Source organism: Actinocrispum sp. NPDC049592, from assembly GCF_040675465.1.
Classification (GTDB): Bacteria; Actinomycetota; Actinomycetes; order Mycobacteriales; family Pseudonocardiaceae; genus Kibdelosporangium.
Genome location: NZ_JBFAPA010000012.1, coordinates 17,219 through 38,197 on the forward strand (window position 1 = coordinate 17,219; position 20,979 = coordinate 38,197).

A 20,979-nucleotide genomic window follows, 5' to 3' on the forward strand; every position below is an offset into this window, starting at 1 on the left:
GCAAGATGCGGACCCGAGCGACGCCGACCTGCGCGCCTGGGCCCCCGGCCGCACACCTCCCCGCAAAACCCACACCCCCGAGCCCACCCATGAGAAGGAAGCGGAACCCGCGCCCGACCAGTACTGGGCACCCAAACCCACCGAGCCCCCAAGCCGCCAGGACGAACCGCCGGCGCCATCGGCCCAACCCCCGGCGACGGGGAAACCGCCCGCCGAGCCGACGCCTGCAGCGCCTTCAGCCGCGGAAGCGCAGCCCGGAGGACCGCAGGCGACCGATCCAGCCGACGTGGGCGATCCACGGGAGTCCGCCGAGGGCTCGCCGCAGCCAACCGCGGCGCAGCTCAGGGCGTCGGAGGTCACCGAGCCAGACGAGCCGCCGACGGCGATCGTGCCGAAGTGGCCGACCGAGGCGCAGCAGGCAACGGAGATCGTCGGCCAACCTCAACCGCCCGCGCCGGTGGCGGAGATGCGGTTGCCGGGGTACAGCGAGTTCACGAAGATCGCTGAGGGTGGGGAGGGGATTGTCTACCGGGCGCGGCAGGACGGGCTGGACCGGTTCGTGGCGGTGAAGGTCATCAACGTCGATGATCCGGCGCGGGTGGCGCGGTTCCGGCGGGAGCTGGAGATCACCGTGCGGCTGGGGCGGCAGCATCCGCACATCGTCACAGTGCTGGCGACCGGGACGGTGCCGGATGGCCGGCCTTGTATCGTCATGGAGTACTACGACCTGGGGTCTTTGCATGATCGGCTGCGGGGGTATGGGCCGTTGCCGGTCGCCGATGTCGTGGCCGCGGGGATGGCGGTGGCCGACGCGCTGTCCTTCGCGCACGGGCAGGGGTTTCTGCACCGGGATGTGAAGCCGCAGAACATCCTGATGTTGCCGACGTCGTACGTGCTGGCGGACTTCGGGATCGCGCGGATGGCCGACAGCGGGCACTCGACGTCGCTGCACATGGTCAGCTACCGGCACGCGGCGCCGCAGATGGTCGACGGGCAGCCGCCGGACGTCACCGACGACATCTACTCGTTGGGCTCCACGATGTTCACGCTCCTCGAAGGGGTCGCGCCCTACGCGTCGGACAACCCCGAAGAGGACACCGTGCTGTCCTACATCGGACGCCTGCGCTCGGCCGAACCCCGCCCGTTGACCCGTCCGGATGTCCCGCCGGAACTCCAGGACGTGATCCTCACGTGTCTGCGCAAGGACCGCGCCGACCGGTACCCCGACGCGGCGATCCTGCGGGCGGCGCTGGCCGCGGTGCCGACCCGGCCCCAAGGCTGGGTTCCGTTGCTGCCAAAGGACATCGGCGAAGCCACCACCCGCCTGGACGACGAGCCCCCGACCGCGATCACCGATGAACCCACGGCGGTCCCCGACTTCGGCCCGCGCCCCGAGCACGCCGAGTGCCCGCCGCCGATCGAACGCATCGAAGCCCCCACCCCAGAACCGATCATCGAAGAACAGCAACCGCCGAAGCCGAAGAGCAAACGCGGTGTCCTCTACGGGTTGATCGCGCTCGTCATCGGCGTCGCAGCGGGCGTGACGGCGGTTGTCCTCAGTGGACGGTCAACCGCGACTCCCCCACCGCCGCCAGCGACGACAACCACCACCACAACGCCCACCGCGACAACGCAGTCGGGTGGTGGCGGCGGTGATCCGGCGTTCGCCCCGAAGATCGTCAACTTCGACGACCGCGGCACCAGCATCCAGATCGACTGGACCGACCCGGCCGCGGGCAAGGCCGAGTTCGTGGTGGTCAACGTGACCGGTGCGAAACCCCAAGCGCTGCGTCAGATCCCGGCCGGCACGACGTCGTTCACGGTGGACGGGCTCGACCGGGCCTCCACCCGCTACTGCTTCCAGGTCCTCGCGATCAGCACCGACGACCCGGCCGGCAAACGCGGCGCCTCCGACAAAGTCTGCACCAGCCGCTAACGCCGCCAAAGCGGGCGCGGATCCAGCGTCCACACCAGTTTCCGGTGCCACGAAACACTTCTGCGCACCACCGAACGCGCCTTGACCGCCAGCCGCCAGGAATCCTCCGCCGAACCACCACCAGGTGCGAAAGCCGCCCGCTCAGCCAGTTCAGCGAGCCGCACGGCCGCTGGTGAGTCCAACGAACGACCGATATCCGCGGCGGTGAGGTGCCCGGCAGGCGTGCGACCCGCCAACAACAACCCGTCGAGGAAATACGCCCAAGCACCAGGAGCACCAGCACGCCGCAACCGCGACCGACGCCCGGCCCGAAGACCCCACAACACCAGCAAAATCAGCGGCAGGACCCCGGACAACCAGAAGAAACCAGCGTCCGAGCTGCTCACGGGCGCAGGAACGGTGATGACCGGCAAAGTGACCGGCCCGGTCGGTCCGGGCGGCGCGACAGGCGCGGGCGGCAACGAAGCCAGCCGGTTGAGCACCTCCCGCCGGGCCGCCGAACTCGGGCCGGAGTCGTTGCCGGACACCGGGTCGAACGCCACCCAGCCCCAGGTGTCGAAGTACACCTCGGGCCACGCGGTCGCGTCGCTCGCGTGCACGGCGGCCACGCCGTCCGGTCCCGGTGCGGGCGGCCGGAACCCGACCACAACGCGAGACGGCAATCCCACAGCCCGGGCAAGTACTGCGAACGCCGAGGCGAACTGCTCGGCCGTGCCCACGTTCGCCCCGGCACCGCCGCCGAACAAGAACGCCTCCAGCCGCGCGTAGGAAGACCCGACCGGCGCATCCGCCGCAGGCCGACGCCCCGCGCGAACCACTTCCTCGATCGCGACCGCCTGCTCGAACGGCGTCCGGGAGTTGGCCACGGTCCGCCGCGCATATTCCGCGAGCGAGTAAGGCAAGCCAGGCAACGACAAGTACCGTCGAACGCCCTTGGGCACGGTCGCAGTCCGCAGACTGTCATCGTTCGGTGCGTCCACAGTAGACTCAACATCGTACTTGAGGCCACGAGACAAGCCGGCGGCCAGAGCGAGCGCGCCCGAATCCGGGTCCGCGACAGCGGCATCCGCCGTGGTCGAGGTCGGACGGCCGGAGGTCGGCAGCCAGGGTCCGGTCAGACCCTCGATCGTGACCTCCAGCTTGGCGTGCTCGGTCTGGATCCCGTCGGGCAGATCCGGCGGCGCCACGCCGATCGGTCCGTACAACGAGGCCGCCTGCCACGTCGCACCGGTGTAGTCCGACAAAGCCACCAGGCGCAACGGAACCTGCGGGCCGCGAACCCGCAACAGCTCCGCGCCACCAGCCGAAGCCCACGAAGACAGCTGCGGTAACGGACTCGCGACGGTCAACTCGGTCACCGGCGGCGTCACCAGCTTGCGCGGCTCGAACGCGTTCACGGCGGGCAAAACCCCGGCCACGCCGGCCAGCGCGGCCACCACGACCAGCAACGCGATCGGCCGGACCAGGTGCACGCGCTGGTCGAAGATCACCCAGCCCAACCCGATCAGCACCACCAGCGCCACGGCCACCAAGCCGTGCCGATCGGCTTGCCCCGCAGTCAACAACGCCCCAGCCACATACAGGATCGCCGCGCCCACAGCCGGTGCTAGCAACGTCTTCACAGCCAAAGCCGCGACCAACGACACCACAACCACCAGCAACACACCCGGAGTGAGCAAGGACGGTGTGGCATGCGCCGGACGCGGAACGGTCAGCAACCGCGGCACCGCACCCATCAAGGCATCCCGGAACCCCAGCTCCCGAGCGGCGAAGTAGGCCCCCGCAACGGAAACCGACAGGACACAAAGGACGGTGTAGCCAGCCCCGATCCCGACCCGCCGAGCCAATGCCACGACCCCGTGCACCACAACAATCGCCGCCAAGAACACGGCGACTGGCAGCAACCCCTGCCACCCCAAAGCCAACTGCCCAGCCCCTACCCCAAGCACCGCAACAGCCCACACAACCCTGGCCATCACGCCACCCCCAGGCCGGGGTTCATCGGGCTATCACCGTGTCCCAGGCGGCGATGAGGTGTTCGGCGTCCGCGGCGCGCAGCGCGGTGGCGGAGCCCATCGCGGAGATCGACGTGGCCGACACCGCGGGGTCGACGATCAGCAGGACACCCACGGAAGCACGGCCGGCGTCGAGGAGGAGCGGAGCGAGCGGGGCGTTGGGCCCGCAGACGGCCGCGACGACGTCGAGATCTCGTGCAGGGAGGGACTTTCGGGGGCGGTCCGAGGGTTGAAGGTCGGCAAGGGCGGCCAGCAACTGGTCGGGGTCGGCGGTGGGAACCTCGATGTCGGTGGTCGCGGACATCAGGCGAACCGGATGACCTGCGGACATACCCGCGGTGAGCAGGGATGCGGCGACCTCGACGGCCTCCTCGAAGATCTCCGGGTCGGTGTCCGGCGAGGCGTCGAGGATCACGGCGACGTGCGGGCGAGCCGGGTCGGCATCCTCGCGGACCATGAGCGTGCCGGTCCGGGCGCTCGTGGCCCAGTGCAGTCGCCGGAGGTCGTCACCGGGCACGTACTCCCGCAACGAGACCAAGTCCGTGCCACCGCGTTCGACCCGTTCATCAGCCCCAACATGACCGCGCCGAACCCCAGAAGGCAGCCCGAGCACCGGCAACACCCGAGGCACCACCCGAACGTCCAAAGTAGACCCAAGTGCGGTCCGGGACACGGCGAGCCCCGCAAACCCCAGCCGCCGCAACACCAACGGCCCGACCTGAAACACGCCACGACGGGAGGTCGGGATCCGGTAGTCCACCGACGTCCGCTCCCCCGGCCCGAGAACCGGCACAGCGATGTCCATCGGAGTCCCGGCGATGTGGTCGGTCGCCGCCAAGCGAACCCGGCCGGTGCTGGTCAACTCCAAAGTCCCCGTGCAGGCCCCGAGCCGGTGCACGGTCCGAGGCCGCACATCGCGGTGCGACGTAACGGGAGCGGGCCGCAGCACCGAGCCATACCCGGCGATCACCAGCACGGTCAGCGCCGCCCCGAACCCGATCACACCCGGATACCGCCACCAGATGCCCAAGCCCAGCAACAGAAGCCCGAGCACCAGAGCCCCGAGACCCCGCAGGGTCAGCCGGGTGGTCACGGGACCGGCCGAGGCACAGGCACGCTCTCGACCGCGGCGGCCAGCACCTCCGAGCTGGTGGTCCCGGAAAGCACCGCCTCCCGGGACAACACCAAGCGGTGCGCCAGAACGGGCGAAGCAAGCGTCTGCACGTCGCCGGGCACAACGAAATGACGCCCCTGAGCGGCCGCATACACCTGCACACACCGAACCAGAGCCCGCAACCCACGAGTCGAAGCCCCGAGCCGCAACTGGTCCGAAGCTCGAGTGGCGGCGCCGATCGCGCTGATGTACTCGAGAATCGGCTCGGCAACGTGCAAAGTGGACAGCAACCGGCCGTAGTGAGCCACCGCCTCAGGGCTGGTCACGGTCGGCACGTCGGTCACCCGCCCGGCGCCACTTCCCGGCCGCAGCACGTCGAGTTCGTGCTGCTGCGCGGGATACCCGATGGAAGTGCGCAGCATGAACCGGTCCAGCTGGGCCTCCGGCAGCCGGTACGTGCCGTCCAGGTCGATCGGGTTCTGGGTGGCGACAACGAGGAACGGCTCGCCGACCGGATGCGGCACACCGTCCACAGTGACCGTTCGCTCCTCCATCACCTCCAGCAGCGCCGACTGGGTCTTCGCGGCCGCGCGGTTGATCTCGTCGGCCAGCACGACGTTCGCGAACACCGGCCCAGGCCGGAACCGCACCTCTCCCGTCCGCGGGTCGTACACCGAAGTCCCGGTCACGTCGGACGGCAGCAGGTCCGGCGTGAACTGCACCCGCCGGGACTGCCCGCCCAAAGCACTCGCCACGGCCCGTGCGAGCGTCGTTTTCCCTGTCCCCGGAACGTCTTCGAGCAACACGTGGCCGCCCGCGAACAGCGCCACCAGCACCAGGTCGACGACCTCGCGCTTGCCCAGCACCGCGGTCTCGATCGCGTCCGCGACCTGGGCGTGCACCACCCGGAACCCGGCGATCTCCTGCTCGTCCAACGCCATCGTGGTCATCGCTGCCTCCGCCGCCGGTCCCGGACACCCAACAGCACGGAGAACGCCAGCAGGCCAACGCCCGCATCGCCCGCGCCGAACGAAACCGGGGTCGTCGCCCGGAAACACTTGAACCTGCCGCAGTTCGGCTCGGGGTCGACGACCCGGATGGTCTTCGCCGCGGAGTCGACCGTCCTGCTGCCGTCCCGCGCGTGCGCTCGCATGACGAACCTGTTGTTGCCCACATCGACCTCGACGTTGACCGAGGTGGCCGAGCACGCGACCGAGTAGTTGTAGGCGAACGTCGTGTTCACGACCTCGCAGGAGCCATCGTGCCCTGCCCAGTCAGCAGGCGGCGCCATGTTCAACCGGTAGCTGTACAACGACAGTTTCTGCTGCGTGGTGAAGACAACTGCGCCCGCGGCCGGCATCGACGGCGGCGGTGGAGGAGGAGGTGGAGGCGGCGGCGGCTGCGTGGTCGTTGTGGGAGGGGGCGGTGGTGGCGGAGGAGGTGGTTGCTGCGTAGTCGTGGTCGGCGGGGGCGGTGCCGGAGTCGAAGGCCTTGGCGCGAGCGAACTCTGGGGCGGCGGCACCGTCCACGAACTCGTCCCGGCCGGACCGGTGCCCGCCGAGCTGACCGCGCTCACCGCGATGTCCAGCCGGCCGCCGGAACAGAAACTCCCGCCACCACAAGGGATCGTGAGCTGAGCGCTCGTCCCCATGGTCTGCGTCGACTGCCTGCCACCGGCGAAGGACCCGGTCGCCACAACGGAGTACCCGGCGACATCGCCACCGACCTGACCCCAGTTGACGGTCACCGTCAGCTCGCTGTCACTCCGGCTGGCCAACGACACCGAAACACCTGGTGGTGCCGGCGGCACCTGCCCGGGCGGGTTCGACGAAGGCGGCGGCGCCACGGAAGACACCGACGACGGTGGCGGAGCGATGTTGTTGTTGCTGTTGTTGTCCCGGCTGGGATCCGGGCGAGGCGGACGCGGCGGAGGCGGCATCGGCACCTCGGGTTCCCGCGGCCGGTCCGGGTCCACCACCGGCAAATCCGGGCTGCGCACGGCGATCTCGCTGGTGTTGCCGTCCGAGTCGACCAGAACGCCCTGGTCGGCGCCGGGGGCGTTGATGAACAGCCGTCCGTCGTCCACGGAGATCTCCGGATCCCCGTTGCCCGGCGTGCGCACGTCGGGCCCGGCACGCTCGCCGCGGCGGTCGATCAGGATCACCCGCCCGGCACCCCGGCACGGCACGTACACCTTGTCGTGGAACACCACCGGCCGCCCGGGCTTCGCGCATTCCAACGCGCCGACGTCCACCTGCAGCACGTTCGAACCGTTCACGATCACCACGACTGACGAGTCCGGCACGGAGGCGGGCACCAGCGAGGCCGGGCTGGTCTGCGCGCCGAGGACGTCGCCGGGCAGGGTCAGCGTGGAGGTCTGGATGTTCTGGCCGGTGCCCTCCTGCACGACGACGCCGCTGCCGAGGTCCAGCAGGGTCACGCCGTTCTGGTGCGGGACAAGGACTGTGCGCGGCCCGGCGCCGTCGATGTGCCGCTGGGACTTCTCGACGAACCGCGTTTCCGCCCATTCCAGGGCGTGCAGAACGCCGTCCTGGTCGACCGCCCACAGCAGGCCCTTGTCGTCGACAACCGCGTCAGCCAGCGGTTTTCCGGCCAGCCACGGCGTTCCGACATCAACCAGCGTCACGGGGTCGGCGTTGTGCACGCTGCCCTCGGCGCGGTCGACGACATAGACCCGCCCGTCGGAGACGAGCACCTTCGTCGTTCCCGGCACGGTCTGGCGGCGGCCGCTGGCCAGCAGGGTGGCCAGGTCGATGCTGGTGATCTGGCCGGTCCGCCGGTCCAGAACCACCAGCAGGCCGTCCTTCTGCGTGATGTCCAGCAGCGCTTCGCCCGCGCTGACCTGTAATCGCGTCTCCGGGCGGCCCGAACTCGGGTTCACCTGGACGACCTCGCCCCGGGGGTTGTCGGGCAGCCAGGTCAGGCCGTCGGTGACATCGACCGCGGTCCTGGCCACACCACTGCCCAACGCGGCTCCGGCCAGCAACACGACGCCCAGTGACGCCGCCCCGAGACTTGCCGACCCACGCCTGCCGAAGATTCGCACGTGCGCCCCTCTCCCGACCTCCGCGCGGCATCCTACGGGGAACGTCGCATCCGATCATCGGATTCGACAGTTTCTTTCCCCAACGGTGTCTTCGGAGGCCGGGAGCGGCCGGATTGTCAGGAATATGCCCGCACGTCAGCCACAGTCCACGGGGAAGCCGCCGCTGCCGTCAGAGTGAACCGGACAAAGCGTGCACGTTCGCCCCGGAGGTTAACGGTCGTGAACTGACCGTTCCCCACGCCAGCGGCGACCACGGTCGTCCAGGTCACACCATCCGAGCTGATCGCGGCGGTGTAGCCACGCGGGTAGTCCTGAATGGACACACCGGTGTCCAGAACCACCTCGCGCGCCCGGACATTCGAGCCGAAGTCGATCTGCAGAGACGCGCCCGCGGTCTGCGGAGCGGAGAAACTGGTGGTCGCGTCGTCGTCGACCGCGGCGGGAGCCGACGCGGTCCAGCCCGCGGGGTCCAACGCACGCGCACCCGAGTGCCCGCGCCAGACGAACGTCGCCAGCGCGCCACCTGGCAGTGTGTAACTGAAGTCGCGGTCACCGTCACGCACCGCGAACGCCTGCGGGTTGTCGTTCTCATTGTGCGCCACCAGGACTGTCGAGCCGTCCGGGTTGCGGAACGCGGCCGTCATGACCTGGCCGTTCCACCCGGTGGTGCCGAACGAGGTGCTCGCGATCCGGACCGCGCCGGACTTCACGAAGCGGGCCAAGTGGCCCAGGGTGTAGTACTCGGCGTTGCGGGTCACCGTGCCGTCCGGGTTCACCGTGATCACGCCGGTGCAGGTGCCACAGCCGCCGACGTGCGGGCCGCCGGTCGGGTCCAGCGCGAGGTTCCAGTTGAGCACGGTCTTGGCCCAGTTGCGCGTGTTGCCGAGGACCAGGTTGCGGGTGTGCCACTTCAGCGTGTCGGAGAAGGTGTCCGCCGGGTTGGCCGAGGTGATCCCGGAGCACTCGGTGAAGTACAGGTCCACCTTGGGGAACTGCTTGTGGAAGGCGGACATCGCGCTCGGGTCGCCCGCGTAGCAGTGGTAGGCGATACCGCCGATCCACTTGGCCGCGGCCGAGTTCATCAGGTTCTGCGGGTAGGCGTTGATGTCCGCGGTCTCGTCCGGCGGGGTGTGGCCGATGTCGCCGGGGTGCTCGACCCAGTTGTGGTCGTAGCCGAGGATCTTGGTGCGCAGGTGGGCGTCCCGCAGCATCGGGCCGAGCTGCTCGATCACCTTGGCCTCCTGCCAGGACGGCAGGTCCGTGCCCGGGTAGCCCGAGGGCGTGCGGTTCTGCGGTTCGTTCTGCACGGCGATCGTGTCGACGGTGATCCCGTGCGCGCGGTAGGCCTGGATGAACTTGACCAGGTAGGCCGCGTAGGCGCGGTAGATGCGCGGGTCGTCGATCAACCGGCCGCCGATCAGCGAACCCCCGGTCTTCATCCACGCCGGCGGGCTCCACGGCGTGGCGTTGATCCGCAGGCCCGGGTTGAAGAACTTCGCGGTCCGCAGCAGCGGCAGGATCTGCTTCTCGTCGTGCGCGATGGTGAAGTGCCGCAGGTCGTAGTCGGTCTCACCGGCGGGCACGTCGTCGTAGGTGTAGGCGGCTTCGGCCACGAAGTCCGACGCGCCAACGGGTTGACGCAGGTAGCTCAGGCCGTCGCCGGTGCGGGTGTCGAACAGGTCGCGCATGGCGTCGAACCGGGCTCGCGGCGAGAGCCGGTACAGGACCGCGGCCGACGAGTCGGTGATCGAGGCGCCGAACCCTTCCATGGTCTGGAAAGTGCGGCTGGCGTCCACGACGACCGTCGGCACGGTGGCTGGGGTGGACGTGAAGTCGACCTGCCCGGCGTCGGCCATCTTCATGGCACCGTCCGGCGTGGTGATCCAGACCCGCGCGGACTCGTGCTGGCCGGCGGCCGCCACGGGAGCGGCGCCGGCCGCGATGGCCAATGCGCTGAACAGGGTGAGAACAGGGCGCATGATGTCGTCTCCTGATGAAACATCGTGAAACACATCTGAAACAGCTGTCCGACGCTAGGCGCGCGTATTGAAGGGTGTCAAGAGATCAACGAACGGGTTACCCTGCCAGGCATGAAACACTCAGGTGTAACACGTGGCTAGGCCGACGGTCAGGGAGATCGCCGCGGAGGCGGGTGTCTCGATCGCGACGGTCTCCCGGGTGATGACCGGCAAGGCCCCGGTCGCGCCGGAGACCCAGGAGCTCGTGCACCAGGCCGTCGAGCGGCTCGGCGTGCGGGCGCGGCGGCCGGTCCGCGAGGGCGCGATCTTCGTGCGCTGCCCCTACGTGCTCACCGACTACTTCGGCATCATCGTGTCGTCCATCGCGGAAACCCTTGACCTGCACCACCGCCGGCTGGTGCTGAACGCGGGCGAGGCCGCGCAGCAGACGCCCGCGCTGCAGAACCTCTCGCGCGATCCGGCCGTCGCCGGAGCGATCCTGATCCTGCCGCCCGAACCCGACGAGGAGCTGCGATCCCTGCGCTCCCAAGGCTTTCCGTTCGTCGTGGTGGACCCGCGCACGACACTCCCGGCCGACATCGCGTCCGTCTCGGCGGCGCACTCGACCGGCGCGCGCAGCGTCACGGCGCACCTGACCGCGCTCGGCCACCGGCGGATCGGGTTCATCGGCGGCCCCACCGAATGGCTGTCCAGCCAGGCGCGCCTGGTCGGGCACACCTCGGCGCTCGCGGACGTCGGCGTGCTGCCCGAGCCGGACCTGCTGCGCAGCGTCGAGCCGACCACCGAACAGGGCTACCGCGCGGCCGTCTCCCTGCTCGACCAGCGGCCGACCGCGCTGGTGGGGTTCAACGACAAGATCGCCGTCGGCGCGTTGCGAGCCGCCCACGAGCGGGGCCTGCGGGTCCCGGCCGACCTGTCGATCACCGGGTTCGACGACAGCGACATCAGCCGGAGCACCACGCCCGAGCTGACCACCGTGCGGCAGCCGCTGGAGGAGATGGGCCGGATCGCCGTGTCGCTGCTGCTGCGCCTGATCGACCGGCACACGGTGGACGCCCTGCACATCGAACTGGGCACTCACCTCGTCAAACGCGCCTCGACGGCGGCTGTAAGCCAGGTCTCCTTGTAAAACGGAGCCACCTACGATTAATCTGGAGGAGTCCTCCACTAATCCGGAGGGCACCTCCAGTGTAGTGGTTCGAAAGGCTTCGCAATGCTCACTGCGACCCGTACGGCCCCGATCCGGACCGTGGCACCGTCACGGACCTTCGCCATCCTGGCGGTGGCGGCTGCGGCGTTCGCTGCCCTCCAGTCCCTGCTCAACCCGGTCCTGCAGACCATCCAGCAGGACCTGAACACCTCCCAGTCCACGGTCACCTGGGTGCTGACCGTGTGGCTGATGTCCGCCGCCATCGCGACCCCGCTGCTCGGCCGGGCCGGCGACATGGTCGGCAAGAAACGCGCACTGCTGCTCGCCCTCGGCGCCGTCGTCGCCGGAAGCCTGATCTGCGCGATCGCACCCAACGTCGGCGTCCTGTTGATCGGCCGGGTGCTGCAAGGCCTTGGCGGCGCGGTGTTCCCGCTGTCGTTCGGCATCATCCGCGACGAGTTCCCGGCCGAACGGGTGCCGTCCGCGATCGGCGCGATGGCCGCCGTGCTGTCGGTGTTCGGCGGGGTCGGCACGATCCTGGCCGGCCCGATCGTCGGCGCGCTGTCCTGGCGGTGGCTGTTCTGGCTGCCGATGATCGTCGAACTGGCCGCGGCCGCGCTGGTCTGGCGGTTCGTGCCGGAGTCACCGAGCCGCACGGGCGGCCGGATCAACTGGTTCGCCGCCTCGCTGCTGGCCGGCTGGCTCGTCGCTTTGTTGCTGCCGTTGAGCAAGGGCGCCGGCTGGGGCTGGTCGAGCGACCCGGTGCTGGGCCTGTTCGCGCTGGCCATCGTGCTTTTCCTGGCGTGGGTGTACGTCGAGTCGCGGGCCGGTGAGCCGGTGATCGACCTGAAGATGATGCGGCTGCCCGCGGTCTGGACCACGAACCTGGTCGCTCTGCTGTTCGGCGCCTCGATGTTCGCGATCTACGCCTTCGTGCCGCGGTTCGCGCAGACCTCGACCGCGACCGGCTACGGCTTCGGGCTGTCCATCACGCAGTCCGGGCTGATCCTGTTGCCGCTGCTGGTGACCATGGGCATCGCCGGGCTGCTCAGTGCCCGGATCCCGGTCAGTTTCAAGGCACAGCTGGGCATCGGCTCGGCGTTCGGCGCGATCGCCGCGGCCGGGCTGGCGTTCTTCCACCACTTCCAGTGGGAGGTGGCGTTCGCCAGCGGCGTGTTCGGGCTGGGCCTCGGCTTGGTCTACGCGTCGATGAGCAGCCTCATCATCCAGGGCGTGGCGCCGGACCAGACCGGCGTGGCCAGCGGGATGAACACCAACATCCGCAACATCGGCGGCGCGGTGGGCACGGCGCTGTTCAGCAGCCTGATCACCGGGACGACGCAGGCGACCGGCCTGCCAGCGGAAACCGGCTACACGCAAGGGTTCCTGCTGTTCGCCGTGGTCGGGTTCGCGGCGGTCGCGGTGTCGCTGATCGTGCCGGGCCGGCGTCCGCAGGCGGTCCCAGTCCCCGCTTGAAGTTCCACTAGGGTGAGCTGTTCTCGTTTCCAGCGTTGAGGAAGGGCTCCCATGCGCTCGCTGTTGCTTGCCCTAGTGTTCGCCCTGGTCGCACCCGCGCTGCCGGCGGCCGCGGGCCAGACCCTCACCATCGCCAAAGCGCGAGCCCTTCCGCTCGGCTCGGTCGTCACCGTCGGCGGGACGGTGACGACCCCGTCCGGGGCCTTCGAGTCCAGCTTCTTCGACAAGGGCTTCGGCCTGCAGGACGGCACCGCCGGGATCTACGTCAGCGCGGCCGACGACGTGCACGCCACCCCCGGCCGCCGCGCCAGCGTGACCGGCACCCTCAAGGACAGCTTCGGCCTGCTCATTCTCGTTCCCACCGATGTTTCCCTTGGCCGCCAAGGACTTCCGGTGTTCCCTCGGTGGACAACCACCGCTGGTGTCAGCGAGTCCACCGAGGGCCGTCTCGTCCTGGTCGCCGGCCGCGTCACCAAAGCACCCGCCAGCGACCTCCCGTACGGCTACAAGTTCTGGATCAACGACGGCACCGGCGAGGTCCAGATCTTCGTCAACACCCAGACCGGCATCGACGTCAGCCGCTACCACCTCGGCCAGGCGCTGCTGGTCACCGGCTTCAGCGGCCAGTTCGACACCTCCTACGAGGTCCTCCCCCGCTCGCCGCACGACATCCTCGGCTAACCTCGGGGAATGTTCCGCGATTTCCGTGAGAAGTTCGTCCGGGCCGTCCAGGATGCGACGAATGCGCAGGCCGAGCGGCACGAGCACGAGATCGCCGAGCTCAGACGGGAAATAGCGGAACTGCGCGCGGTGGTGGCCGAGCAGTCCGCGGCTTTCCGCCCGGCGATCGGCGAGGCGCTCTACAGCGCGCAACGGAATATGCGGCACGCGAGTGAGAGAAAGGCCACGGCGGAGAGCGCGGAGTTCGTGCAGGAGCACATGTCGACCGCGCGTGAGCTGGGATCGCCGAGGGAGACGCTGGAGCACGCGCTGTCGGTCGCGCCGCAGGGCGGGATGGCGCTGGAATTCGGCGTGTACACCGGGTCGACGCTCGAGGTGATCGCCAAGTTACGCGAGGAGAAACCGGTGTACGGTTTCGACTCGTTCGACGGGTTGCCCGAGGAATGGCGGGCCGGGTTTCCGGCGGGCACTTTCGCGACCGACCAGCTGCCCCAGATTCCCGGCGCCGAGCTGATCGTCGGGATATTCGACGACACCCTCGAAGGATTCCTGGCCGAGCATCCCGGGCCGGTGGATTTCCTGCACGTGGACTGCGACCTGTATTCGTCCACCGAAACCGTGCTCACCCAGGTCGGGCCGCGGCTGCACGAGGGCTCGGTCGTGGTGTTCGACGAGTACTTCAACTACCCCGGCTGGCCCGAGCACGAGCACAAGGCCTGGCTGGAGTACGTCGAGCGCACCGGCACGAAGTTCTCCTACGTCGGCTACACGATCGACAACGAACAGGTCATCGTGCAGCTCTAGTCCTCTTTCTCCGCCTTCTCCTCCTTGTCCTCGCCGCGGCGGCGGAGGAAGTCGAAGCCGGGGATGCCGAGGATCGCCTGGCGGACGTCCTTGGCCACGTCGAGCAGCTCGTGGATGTCCGGGCCGACGCGGTCGAGGGTCGCCAGGATCGGCATGATGTCGTCGGTCAGGTGCTCGGCGAGCCGGGGCAGCTCGTCGACCAGCCGGATCGCGGCCTCCACCTCGTGCGCGGACATCTCCGCGGCGAACCGCACCATCGGCCTGGTCGCCTCGATGACCTCCTCTGCGGCCACAGTGACCCGCCGCGCGTGCTCGACCGCCGCCTCCGCCGAGGTCACCACCGTGTCGGTCCGCCCGACCAGCTCGTTCGCCCGCCGCACCGCCTCCTCCGCCGCGCTGAGCAGGCCCAGCACCCTGCCGGGCAGGCTGAGCGCCTGCGCCGCCCAGCCGAGAACGGTCCGAGGTCCGGGGATGGAGATGGGAAACGCCATTCCCCCATTCTTCCCGAAAATCGGCGTCAAGATCCGAACCGCTCCCGCGGCGAGTCCGGCAGCAGGTGATCCGGGAGGGCTGGACCGCCGTGTTCGACGCGTCCTTTGTGGACGAGAGCGGCGCGGGTCAGACCACGTCGCCCTCGGCGATGGTGCGGCGCAGGCGGGCGAGGGCGCGGTGCTGGGCGACGCGGACGGCGCCGGGGGTGGAGCCGATGGTGTCGGCGGTCTCCTCGGCCGACAGGCCCACGACGACGCGCAGGACGACGATCTCGCGTTGCTTGGAGGGCAGCACGTCGAGGATCTTGGTCAGCCGGCGGGCGAGGTCGCTGCGCATCGCGGCCTGCTCGGGGGTGGCGTCGGTCTCCGGCTCGTCGGGGACGTCGGCGACCGGCTCGGTGCGGTTGCGGGCGGCGGCGCGGTGGGCATCGGCGACCTTGTGCGCGGCGATACCGTAGACGAACGCGAGGAACGGCCGGCCTTGGTCGCGGTAGCTCGGCAGGGCGGTCAGCACCGCGAGGCATACCTCCTGCGCGACGTCGTCGGCAGAGGCGAAAGACCTTTCCGCGCGACCGACTCTGGCTCGGCAGTACCGGACGACCAATGGCCTGATCGCTTCGATGACCCGCCCGATGGCGTCGGCCTCGCCCGCGACGGCCGCGGAGACCAACGAATCAAGGCCGGCTGCGCGCTGTTTGAGCTCAGCTTCGGCCGGCATCCGCGTCTCCCCTTCTCCAGCCTTGAATTCACCTTCGATCTGACCGTCTATGGTGCCACGTTCACGACGGTAGTTTTCACTGTATTGGCGTTGGTATCAAAGGGACATCTGCACTCAGTAATAACTCGGCCACGCACCGGCAGCGTGACCTGGCTTCTCTTACCGAACCGGCCGGTAGCGTCACGCAAGGTTTCCGCGACAGCCGAATCGCTTGCCGTCAGCCAAGTGTCGAAGAAGGCCACAACGTCGAGGCCCACGACCGGAGTTCGGCAAGGGCGGCCGAAGGCGCCTCGGTGCCGTCGGCGGCGACCAGAGCGAAGTGCACGCCACTGCCCGAAGTGGACAAAAGCAGCCGGCTGCCCCCGGAGTCCGAAGCGTAGGCGACCGGCTCGGAACCTGTGTAGGCCGGTATGCCCACGACAGAACCAAGATCGCTCACAACGGTCGTCCGGGACGGCGTGAACGACGCGGGCAGGTGCAGCTCGGTCGGCGCCGAACCGCCGGACCGCCACACCAGCACCGCGTACTGGCCGGTACCGGCAAGCCGCCGCACGGCGGGCATCGAAGCGGGGATCTGGTTCCACGCCTGCACAACCCGGTCCTCGTAGGTGAAGGCCAGGGTGTTGCCGGCGACCGCCTGCGGGAACACCCGGTCGAACAACCGAGCGTCCACAGTGGCCACCGCGTTCGGCCCGTCCATGCGCACCGCGGAGAAGTGCTCGTCGTTCATGGCGTCGCCGTCGGTCTTGACCTTGTCCGGGTTGTCGTTCATGAGCTCGTGGTGCCGGTTGTAGTAGATGTCCCAGTGCCACTGGCTGCCGGACAGTACATGTCCAGACATGGCTGCCTGGGCCCACCAGGAGGCGCCGTTCAGCCGCGAGTCCAGCGACTGGTACATGGCTTTGAGCACGGACGGCGCCTTGTCCGAGGTGTACCCCTCGACCGGGTGGCCGAACTCGGACACGATCGCCGCGGTCGACAGAGCCGTCGCGCGGTCGCGGATCTTGCCGAAGTCGGCGCTGTACTCGCCGTCGTTCGCCTTGCCCGGCTTGAGGATCCCGGACTGCGCCTTGCCGTCGTAGAAGTGCGTGTTGAACACGTACCGGTCGCCCAAAGTGGACACGCCGGTCAACCCGCCCGGCTCGGCGAAGAAGTCCACGTTCTGGTTCCAGAACACCAGCGGCTCCACCAAAGCCGGCTTGGCGGCCCAGCCGGAGGAGTCCATCCGGGCCCGGAACTGTTGGTAGAACGGCCACAGCAGGTCCCGTTCCCACGAGACGCCGTCCTGGCCCGAGTCGTAGCGCCCGGCATAGGGCTCGTTCAACGGATCCGCGCCGACAATGAGGTCGAAAGCCTCTTGCGGCAGCGTGTCCTTGAGGTACCGCATGGTTTCCCCGGCCTGGAACAGGAACTCGTCGCGGATCCGGATCGGCCCGGCGGCGGTGGTGACCTGCCGGTTGTGCCAGAAGTCGTAGACCGCGCCGGTGACGGCCTTGTTGTTCTTCATGTTCTGGCCCCAGTGGAAACACAGCCCGCACGACTCGGCCGGGTACCCGCCCGCGCGCACGACCCAGGCCGGCGCGCCGTCGCCGGTGTACCAGCTGCCGGGGTTGAACAGGTACCGCGAGTACAGGTCCTGGTGGAAGTCCAGGTACACGCGGATGCCCTGGCCGGTGAACGCGGTGATCTGCTCGGCGACCCGGCCGAGGTAGTCGCGGTCGATCTGGCCGGGGGACGGCTCGACCCACGCCCAGGTCACCAGGAACCGCACCGCGTTGGCGCCGCCCAGCCGCCGCATCGCCGCCGCGGAGACCTGCGCGTCGGCGGTCGTGGCGAACGGAAGCCCGTGGTTCTCGGCGAGTTTGGCCTCGCCGGACACGTTGAACCCGCGTAACACGACCTCGCGGCCGGCGGAGTCGCGGAACACGCCACCGGACACGGTCAGCGGCCCGCCATCGGACGGCGGCGCGGTGGCCCCGGCGGGAGGGGCCATGACCAGCAACGACAGGATGGTCAGCAACAGCAGGCATCGGCGCACAGCAGGCCCCTCGCTGAACGTGAGAACTATTCGCGTTCAGCGCACCTTAGCAGGCTCGGGCAGATTGTCCAGGAAATCCTGGCTGGGCACGAAGAACAGGCAACCGGTGACCGCGGTGGAGAAGTCCAGGATCCGGTCGGTGGTGCCCGGCGGGTTGCCGACGAACATGTTCACCAGCATCTGCTCGATGATCCCGGGATCGGCGGCGTAGCCGATGAAGTAGGTGCCGCGCTCGCCGGTCGCGATCCGGCCGAACGGCATGTTGTCCCGGACGATCTTGCGCTCGTTGCCGTCCGCGTCCTCGACCTTCGCCAGCGCCACGTGCGAGTTCGGCGGCTGCACGCCTTCGGGCAGCTCGATGTCGGCGAGCTTGGTGCGGCCGATCGCGCCTTCCTGCTGTTCGGTGGACAGCCTGTTCCACGCCGCCATGTCGTGCAGGTACTTCTGCACGATGACATACGTGCTCTCGGGGAAGTCCGGGTCGTCGCGGAACACCGCCGCCTCGGCGGTGCGGCCGGTCGGGTTCTCCGTGCCGTCCACGAACCCGAGCAGGTCGCGCTGGTCGAAGTACCGGAACCCCTGCACCTCGTCGATCACGGTCGCCGCGCCCGCGAGCCGCGTGCTGATCTGGTCGGCCAGCTCGAAGCAGAGATCCATGGTCTTGGCGCGGATGTGGAACAGCAGGTCGCCCGGCGTGGACACCGCGGTGTGCACCGGCCCCACGATCTCCCGGAACGGGTGCAGGCCATCCGGACGCGGCCCGTCGAACAACCGGTCGTAGAGATCGGACCCGATCCCCGTCACGCACACCAGCCCGGCCTCCAAGGCCCGGAACCCGACCGACCGGCTGAGCCCCGCCACGTCGGTGAGCACGTCCCGGACCGTGTCCTCACCGCCTTCGTCCACTGTGAACACAAGGAACACCGCCGCGGCGGTCAGGCTGGTGAGCACCGGCTGCGGCTCGATCGGGCTGGTCACGGCGACGATCATCGCCCGCACCCCCGGTCACCGCAAGGCAGCACAAAGGCACCGGGCCCGCAATGGCCGCGCCCGGCACCAACCTGCCGCTGTTCCCCGCGAGGAAAGGACTTCGGTGCTTCTCCGACGAGATCGAGAGAACCTCCGTGGCCGCCACTCGGCATCAGCCCTGACAGGCTCCATTCGACTGAACCTGCAGCACTTACTGCAGGTTTTCTACATCACCGAGGAACATAAACGCCCCTCCACCGTGTTAACCAAGATGACCACCGTCATCGACACGAGAAAGGGGTGACGCGAGTGGCCGACCGGGACTTCTACGCCGCGCTCGGGGTCGCCCGGACCGCGAGCCAGGAGGAGATCCAGCGCGCCTACCGGACCCTGGCCCGCCGCCACCACCCGGATGTCAGCAAGGATCCCGGTGCGGAGGACCGGTTCAAGGAGATCTCCGAGGCCTACGAGGTGTTGTCCAAGCCGGAGCTGCGGGAACGTTACGACAAGTTCGGCGCCGACTTCCGCCAGGTGCCCGAGGACTTCGACGTCAACGCCTGGGAACAGGCACAGGCGCGCCGGCGGCAACCGGACTTCGGTGCGTTCGACTTCGGCGACCTGTTCGGCGGGGGGATGTTCACCAGCCGGATGACGTCCATGCCGATGGTGATGCACGCCGACATCGAGGTCACCGTCGAGGAGGCCTACCACGGCACGCAGCGGATGCTGAGCGTCGACGGCGCGCACACCGTGCAGGTCAACGTGCCCGCGGGTGTGACCGAGGGACAACGCATCCGGGTGCCGCACGAGATCGGCGAGATCTACCTGGAGGTGCACCTCGCCCCGCACGACAAGTTCCGCGTGGATGGCCGTGACCTGACCGTCGAGCTGCCGCTGACCCCATGGGAGGCCGCGCTCGGCACGATCGTCGCCGTCGACACCCCGGACGGTGAGGCCAAGGTCAAGGTTCCCGCGGACACCTCCACCGGCCGCCGCCTGCGGTTGCGCGGCAAGGGCCTGCCCAACCCCCGCGGCAAGGCCGGCGACCTGTACGCGGAGGCCAGGATCGTGCTCCCCAAGACCCTTACCGACGAGCAGAAACGCCTGTTCGGCGAGCTGGCGGCGAGCTCTACCTTCGACCCTCGCCGGTGATCCGGGCCTCCAGCTCGACGATCCGGGCGTGGGCCGCCGACAGCCGGTCCTCGAGGTCGACGATGCGGGCGGTGGCCGCGAGGGTGTGCCCCTCGTCGAACAGCGCCCGCACCCGTATGACCAGCTCAAGCTGACGACGGCTGTAGCGGCGATGCCCACCCGACGACCGGTGTGGGCTCACCACACTGGCTGTGTCCAGGCTGCGGAGGAACGCCTGCTGCACGCCGAGCAGCTCCGCGGCCTGCCCGATGGTGTACGTCGGGTAGTCGGCGTCATCGAGGCGGCCCAGGTTCACCGCCCCAGATTATCTCCAGTGGCCGGTGCAGGTCATCCGGTGGCGAACGGGATCCGCTCCCAGCTCAGCACCTGCCCGCCGCGAGGGTGGACCGTGACGCGCAGGTAGTCGTTCACGCCGGTCGACCCGTCCACGGTGATCCGGGCCAGGTTCCCCACCGGGCCGACCTGGTACAGCGCCAGCCACTTCGAGCCGGCCGCCAGCGGGTTGTCGCTGTTGTAGACGTGGCTGTCGCCGTTGAACAGGTACACCGGGCGCCCGAACGCGACCGACTCCCGCGCGATGGCGGCCACGATCGGCTGGAACCCGTACAAGTCCGCGAAGGACGGTACCGCCACCGTCGGGTCGAACATGTCCGCCTGCGTGAACAGGACGACGGCCTTGGAGTGGTGGTCGCGGGCGTCCGCGAAGGTCTCGTGGATCTGCTGGATCACCGCGGAAGTCCGGCCCAGCACCTCGGCCGTCTGCTCCGGGGTGGGCGCGGTCTGCCCGGTCCACGGCAGCAGGCTGTTGTCGCTGCCCACGATGTGCACCGCGCTGAACTGGACGTCGGCGCGTTCCCACCGGACGTTCTCCGGAATCCCTTGGTCCGCTTGGGATCGCACGCGCACCGGATGCTGTCCGAGGGTCCGGCCGGGTTGCCCGAAGAACACCTTGCGGAGTGCGGCCAGCCGTTCGAGGGGGTTGTAGCCGCCGTTGTTGGCCCGGTGGCAGTCGGTCCACTCGTTGTCGCCGATGGTGTAGACGAACGGGTCGGCGAACCGGTCGAAGTCGGACCTGATCATCGCGAGGTAGTCGTCGGTGCACAGCGACGAGCCGCTCTTGATGTCACCGAGGTGGTCCACCCACTGCACCCGCGGGTCGGCGTTGATCTGTGCGATCACCTTGGGGAAGTTCGCGATCTGCGCGTCGCCGTAGGGAATGTCGCCGATCACCGCGAAGACGTGCCCGTCGTGGTCGCCGGTCCCGGCCGCCGCCGGTCCCGCGGCGGCCAGCGAACCGGCCGCGGCGAGAACCAGCATGGTGCGTTGCCATTTGCGCATCGGTGCGCCCCTCTCGTCGGCGAAGTGGTCGCCGACCCTGTCACCAGGGAC

At 69.1% G+C, this 20,979-nt stretch carries 17 protein-coding genes; 6 read left to right on the forward strand and 11 right to left on the reverse strand.

Annotated elements, in window-relative coordinates; genetic code table 11:
* Positions 1-286: 286 nt before the first annotated feature.
* Positions 287-1,936, forward strand: a complete 1,650-nt coding sequence (locus AB0J95_RS27840) for a protein kinase (protein ID WP_364763849.1) — start codon at positions 287-289, stop codon at positions 1,934-1,936.
* On the opposite strand, the gene AB0J95_RS27845 is transcribed toward AB0J95_RS27840, so the two are convergent.
* From AB0J95_RS27845 to AB0J95_RS27865, 5 genes are all read right to left on the reverse strand, one after another.
* A complete protein-coding gene (locus tag AB0J95_RS27845; protein ID WP_364763851.1) occupies positions 1,933-3,912 on the reverse strand; it encodes a transglutaminaseTgpA domain-containing protein in 1,980 nt (659 codons plus the stop codon). The genes AB0J95_RS27840 and AB0J95_RS27845 overlap by 4 nt on opposite strands.
* A 22-nt stretch (positions 3,913-3,934) precedes the next feature.
* Positions 3,935-5,044 carry a DUF58 domain-containing protein gene (locus tag AB0J95_RS27850; RefSeq protein ID WP_364763853.1) on the reverse strand — a complete coding sequence of 370 codons (1,110 nt, stop codon included), beginning with the start codon at positions 5,042-5,044 and terminating at the stop codon, positions 3,935-3,937.
* A complete protein-coding gene (locus tag AB0J95_RS27855; RefSeq protein ID WP_364763856.1) occupies positions 5,041-6,015 on the reverse strand; it encodes a MoxR family ATPase in 975 nt (324 codons plus the stop codon). The genes AB0J95_RS27850 and AB0J95_RS27855 overlap by 4 nt, the downstream gene beginning before the upstream one ends.
* Positions 6,012-8,132: a hypothetical protein gene (locus AB0J95_RS27860; RefSeq protein WP_364763858.1), complete on the reverse strand. Its 2,121-nt coding sequence runs from the start codon at positions 8,130-8,132 to the stop codon at positions 6,012-6,014. Before AB0J95_RS27860 ends, AB0J95_RS27855 begins: the two co-directional genes overlap by 4 nt.
* A gap of 116 nt (positions 8,133-8,248) precedes the next feature.
* A complete protein-coding gene (locus AB0J95_RS27865) occupies positions 8,249-10,111 on the reverse strand; it encodes a glycoside hydrolase family 30 beta sandwich domain-containing protein (protein WP_364763860.1) in 1,863 nt (620 codons plus the stop codon).
* Between the two features lie 133 nt (positions 10,112-10,244).
* On the opposite strand from AB0J95_RS27865, the gene AB0J95_RS27870 reads away from it, so the two are divergent.
* The 4 genes from AB0J95_RS27870 (at position 10,245) to AB0J95_RS27885 (ending at position 14,222) form a co-directional block, all read left to right on the forward strand.
* Positions 10,245-11,240, forward strand: a complete 996-nt coding sequence (locus tag AB0J95_RS27870) for a LacI family DNA-binding transcriptional regulator (RefSeq protein WP_364763862.1) — start codon at positions 10,245-10,247, stop codon at positions 11,238-11,240.
* 120 nt (positions 11,241-11,360) lie between these two features.
* The gene (locus AB0J95_RS27875) at positions 11,361-12,737 is read left to right on the forward strand and encodes an MFS transporter (RefSeq protein ID WP_364763864.1); all 1,377 of its coding nucleotides are present in this window, start codon (positions 11,361-11,363) and stop codon (positions 12,735-12,737) included.
* A 51-nt stretch (positions 12,738-12,788) separates the two neighbouring features.
* Positions 12,789-13,418, forward strand: coding sequence for an OB-fold nucleic acid binding domain-containing protein (locus AB0J95_RS27880; RefSeq protein ID WP_364763866.1), 630 nt, complete (start codon positions 12,789-12,791; stop codon positions 13,416-13,418).
* Between the two features lie 9 nt (positions 13,419-13,427).
* A complete protein-coding gene (locus AB0J95_RS27885; protein WP_364763868.1) occupies positions 13,428-14,222 on the forward strand; it encodes a class I SAM-dependent methyltransferase in 795 nt (264 codons plus the stop codon).
* Here AB0J95_RS27885 and AB0J95_RS27890 read toward each other — a convergent pair.
* The 4 genes from AB0J95_RS27890 to AB0J95_RS27905 all read right to left on the reverse strand — a co-directional run bounded on the left by AB0J95_RS27890 (position 14,219) and on the right by AB0J95_RS27905 (position 18,459).
* A complete protein-coding gene (locus AB0J95_RS27890) occupies positions 14,219-14,713 on the reverse strand; it encodes a hypothetical protein (protein WP_364763870.1) in 495 nt (164 codons plus the stop codon). The two genes, AB0J95_RS27885 and AB0J95_RS27890, sit on opposite strands and share 4 nt — an antisense overlap.
* 127 nt (positions 14,714-14,840) lie before the next feature.
* Positions 14,841-15,431, reverse strand: a complete 591-nt coding sequence (locus tag AB0J95_RS27895; RefSeq protein WP_364763872.1) for a sigma-70 family RNA polymerase sigma factor — start codon at positions 15,429-15,431, stop codon at positions 14,841-14,843.
* 217 nt (positions 15,432-15,648) lie between these two features.
* Positions 15,649-17,469 carry a cellulase family glycosylhydrolase gene (locus AB0J95_RS27900; protein WP_364763874.1) on the reverse strand — a complete coding sequence of 607 codons (1,821 nt, stop codon included), beginning with the start codon at positions 17,467-17,469 and terminating at the stop codon, positions 15,649-15,651.
* A gap of 36 nt (positions 17,470-17,505) precedes the next feature.
* Positions 17,506-18,459: a Dyp-type peroxidase gene (locus AB0J95_RS27905; protein WP_364763876.1), complete on the reverse strand. Its 954-nt coding sequence runs from the start codon at positions 18,457-18,459 to the stop codon at positions 17,506-17,508.
* Between the two features lie 288 nt (positions 18,460-18,747).
* Between AB0J95_RS27905 and AB0J95_RS27910 the strand changes: the two genes are divergently transcribed.
* Positions 18,748-19,590 (forward strand): DnaJ C-terminal domain-containing protein, encoded by an 843-nt coding sequence (locus AB0J95_RS27910; RefSeq protein ID WP_364763878.1) that lies wholly within the window; start codon positions 18,748-18,750, stop codon positions 19,588-19,590.
* Here the strand turns inward: AB0J95_RS27910 and AB0J95_RS27915 are convergent.
* Together AB0J95_RS27915 and AB0J95_RS27920 are read right to left on the reverse strand one after the other, a co-directional pair.
* Positions 19,568-19,885: a MerR family transcriptional regulator gene (locus AB0J95_RS27915; RefSeq protein ID WP_364763880.1), complete on the reverse strand. Its 318-nt coding sequence runs from the start codon at positions 19,883-19,885 to the stop codon at positions 19,568-19,570. The two genes, AB0J95_RS27910 and AB0J95_RS27915, sit on opposite strands and share 23 nt — an antisense overlap.
* Positions 19,886-19,917: 32 nt before the next feature.
* Positions 19,918-20,928: a hypothetical protein gene (locus tag AB0J95_RS27920; RefSeq protein ID WP_364763882.1), complete on the reverse strand. Its 1,011-nt coding sequence runs from the start codon at positions 20,926-20,928 to the stop codon at positions 19,918-19,920.
* Positions 20,929-20,979 lie beyond the last annotated feature (51 nt).

Excerpts from the sequence above, each read along its gene's own strand:
- AB0J95_RS27885 (WP_364763868.1), top strand. The coding sequence starts at position 13,428 with ATGTTCCGCGATTTCCGTGAGAAGTTCGTCCGGGCCGTCCAGGATGCG.
- AB0J95_RS27855 (WP_364763856.1), bottom strand. The coding sequence starts at position 6,015 with ATGACCACGATGGCGTTGGACGAGCAGGAGATCGCCGGGTTCCGGGTG.
- AB0J95_RS27920 (WP_364763882.1), bottom strand. The coding sequence starts at position 20,928 with ATGCGCAAATGGCAACGCACCATGCTGGTTCTCGCCGCGGCCGGTTCG.
- AB0J95_RS27865 (WP_364763860.1), bottom strand. The coding sequence starts at position 10,111 with ATGCGCCCTGTTCTCACCCTGTTCAGCGCATTGGCCATCGCGGCCGGC.
- AB0J95_RS27895 (WP_364763872.1), bottom strand. The coding sequence starts at position 15,431 with ATGCCGGCCGAAGCTGAGCTCAAACAGCGCGCAGCCGGCCTTGATTCG.
- AB0J95_RS27845 (WP_364763851.1), bottom strand. The coding sequence starts at position 3,912 with ATGGCCAGGGTTGTGTGGGCTGTTGCGGTGCTTGGGGTAGGGGCTGGG.
- AB0J95_RS27880 (WP_364763866.1), top strand. The coding sequence starts at position 12,789 with ATGCGCTCGCTGTTGCTTGCCCTAGTGTTCGCCCTGGTCGCACCCGCG.
- AB0J95_RS27890 (WP_364763870.1), bottom strand. The coding sequence starts at position 14,713 with ATGGCGTTTCCCATCTCCATCCCCGGACCTCGGACCGTTCTCGGCTGG.
- AB0J95_RS27905 (WP_364763876.1), bottom strand. The coding sequence starts at position 18,459 with ATGATCGTCGCCGTGACCAGCCCGATCGAGCCGCAGCCGGTGCTCACC.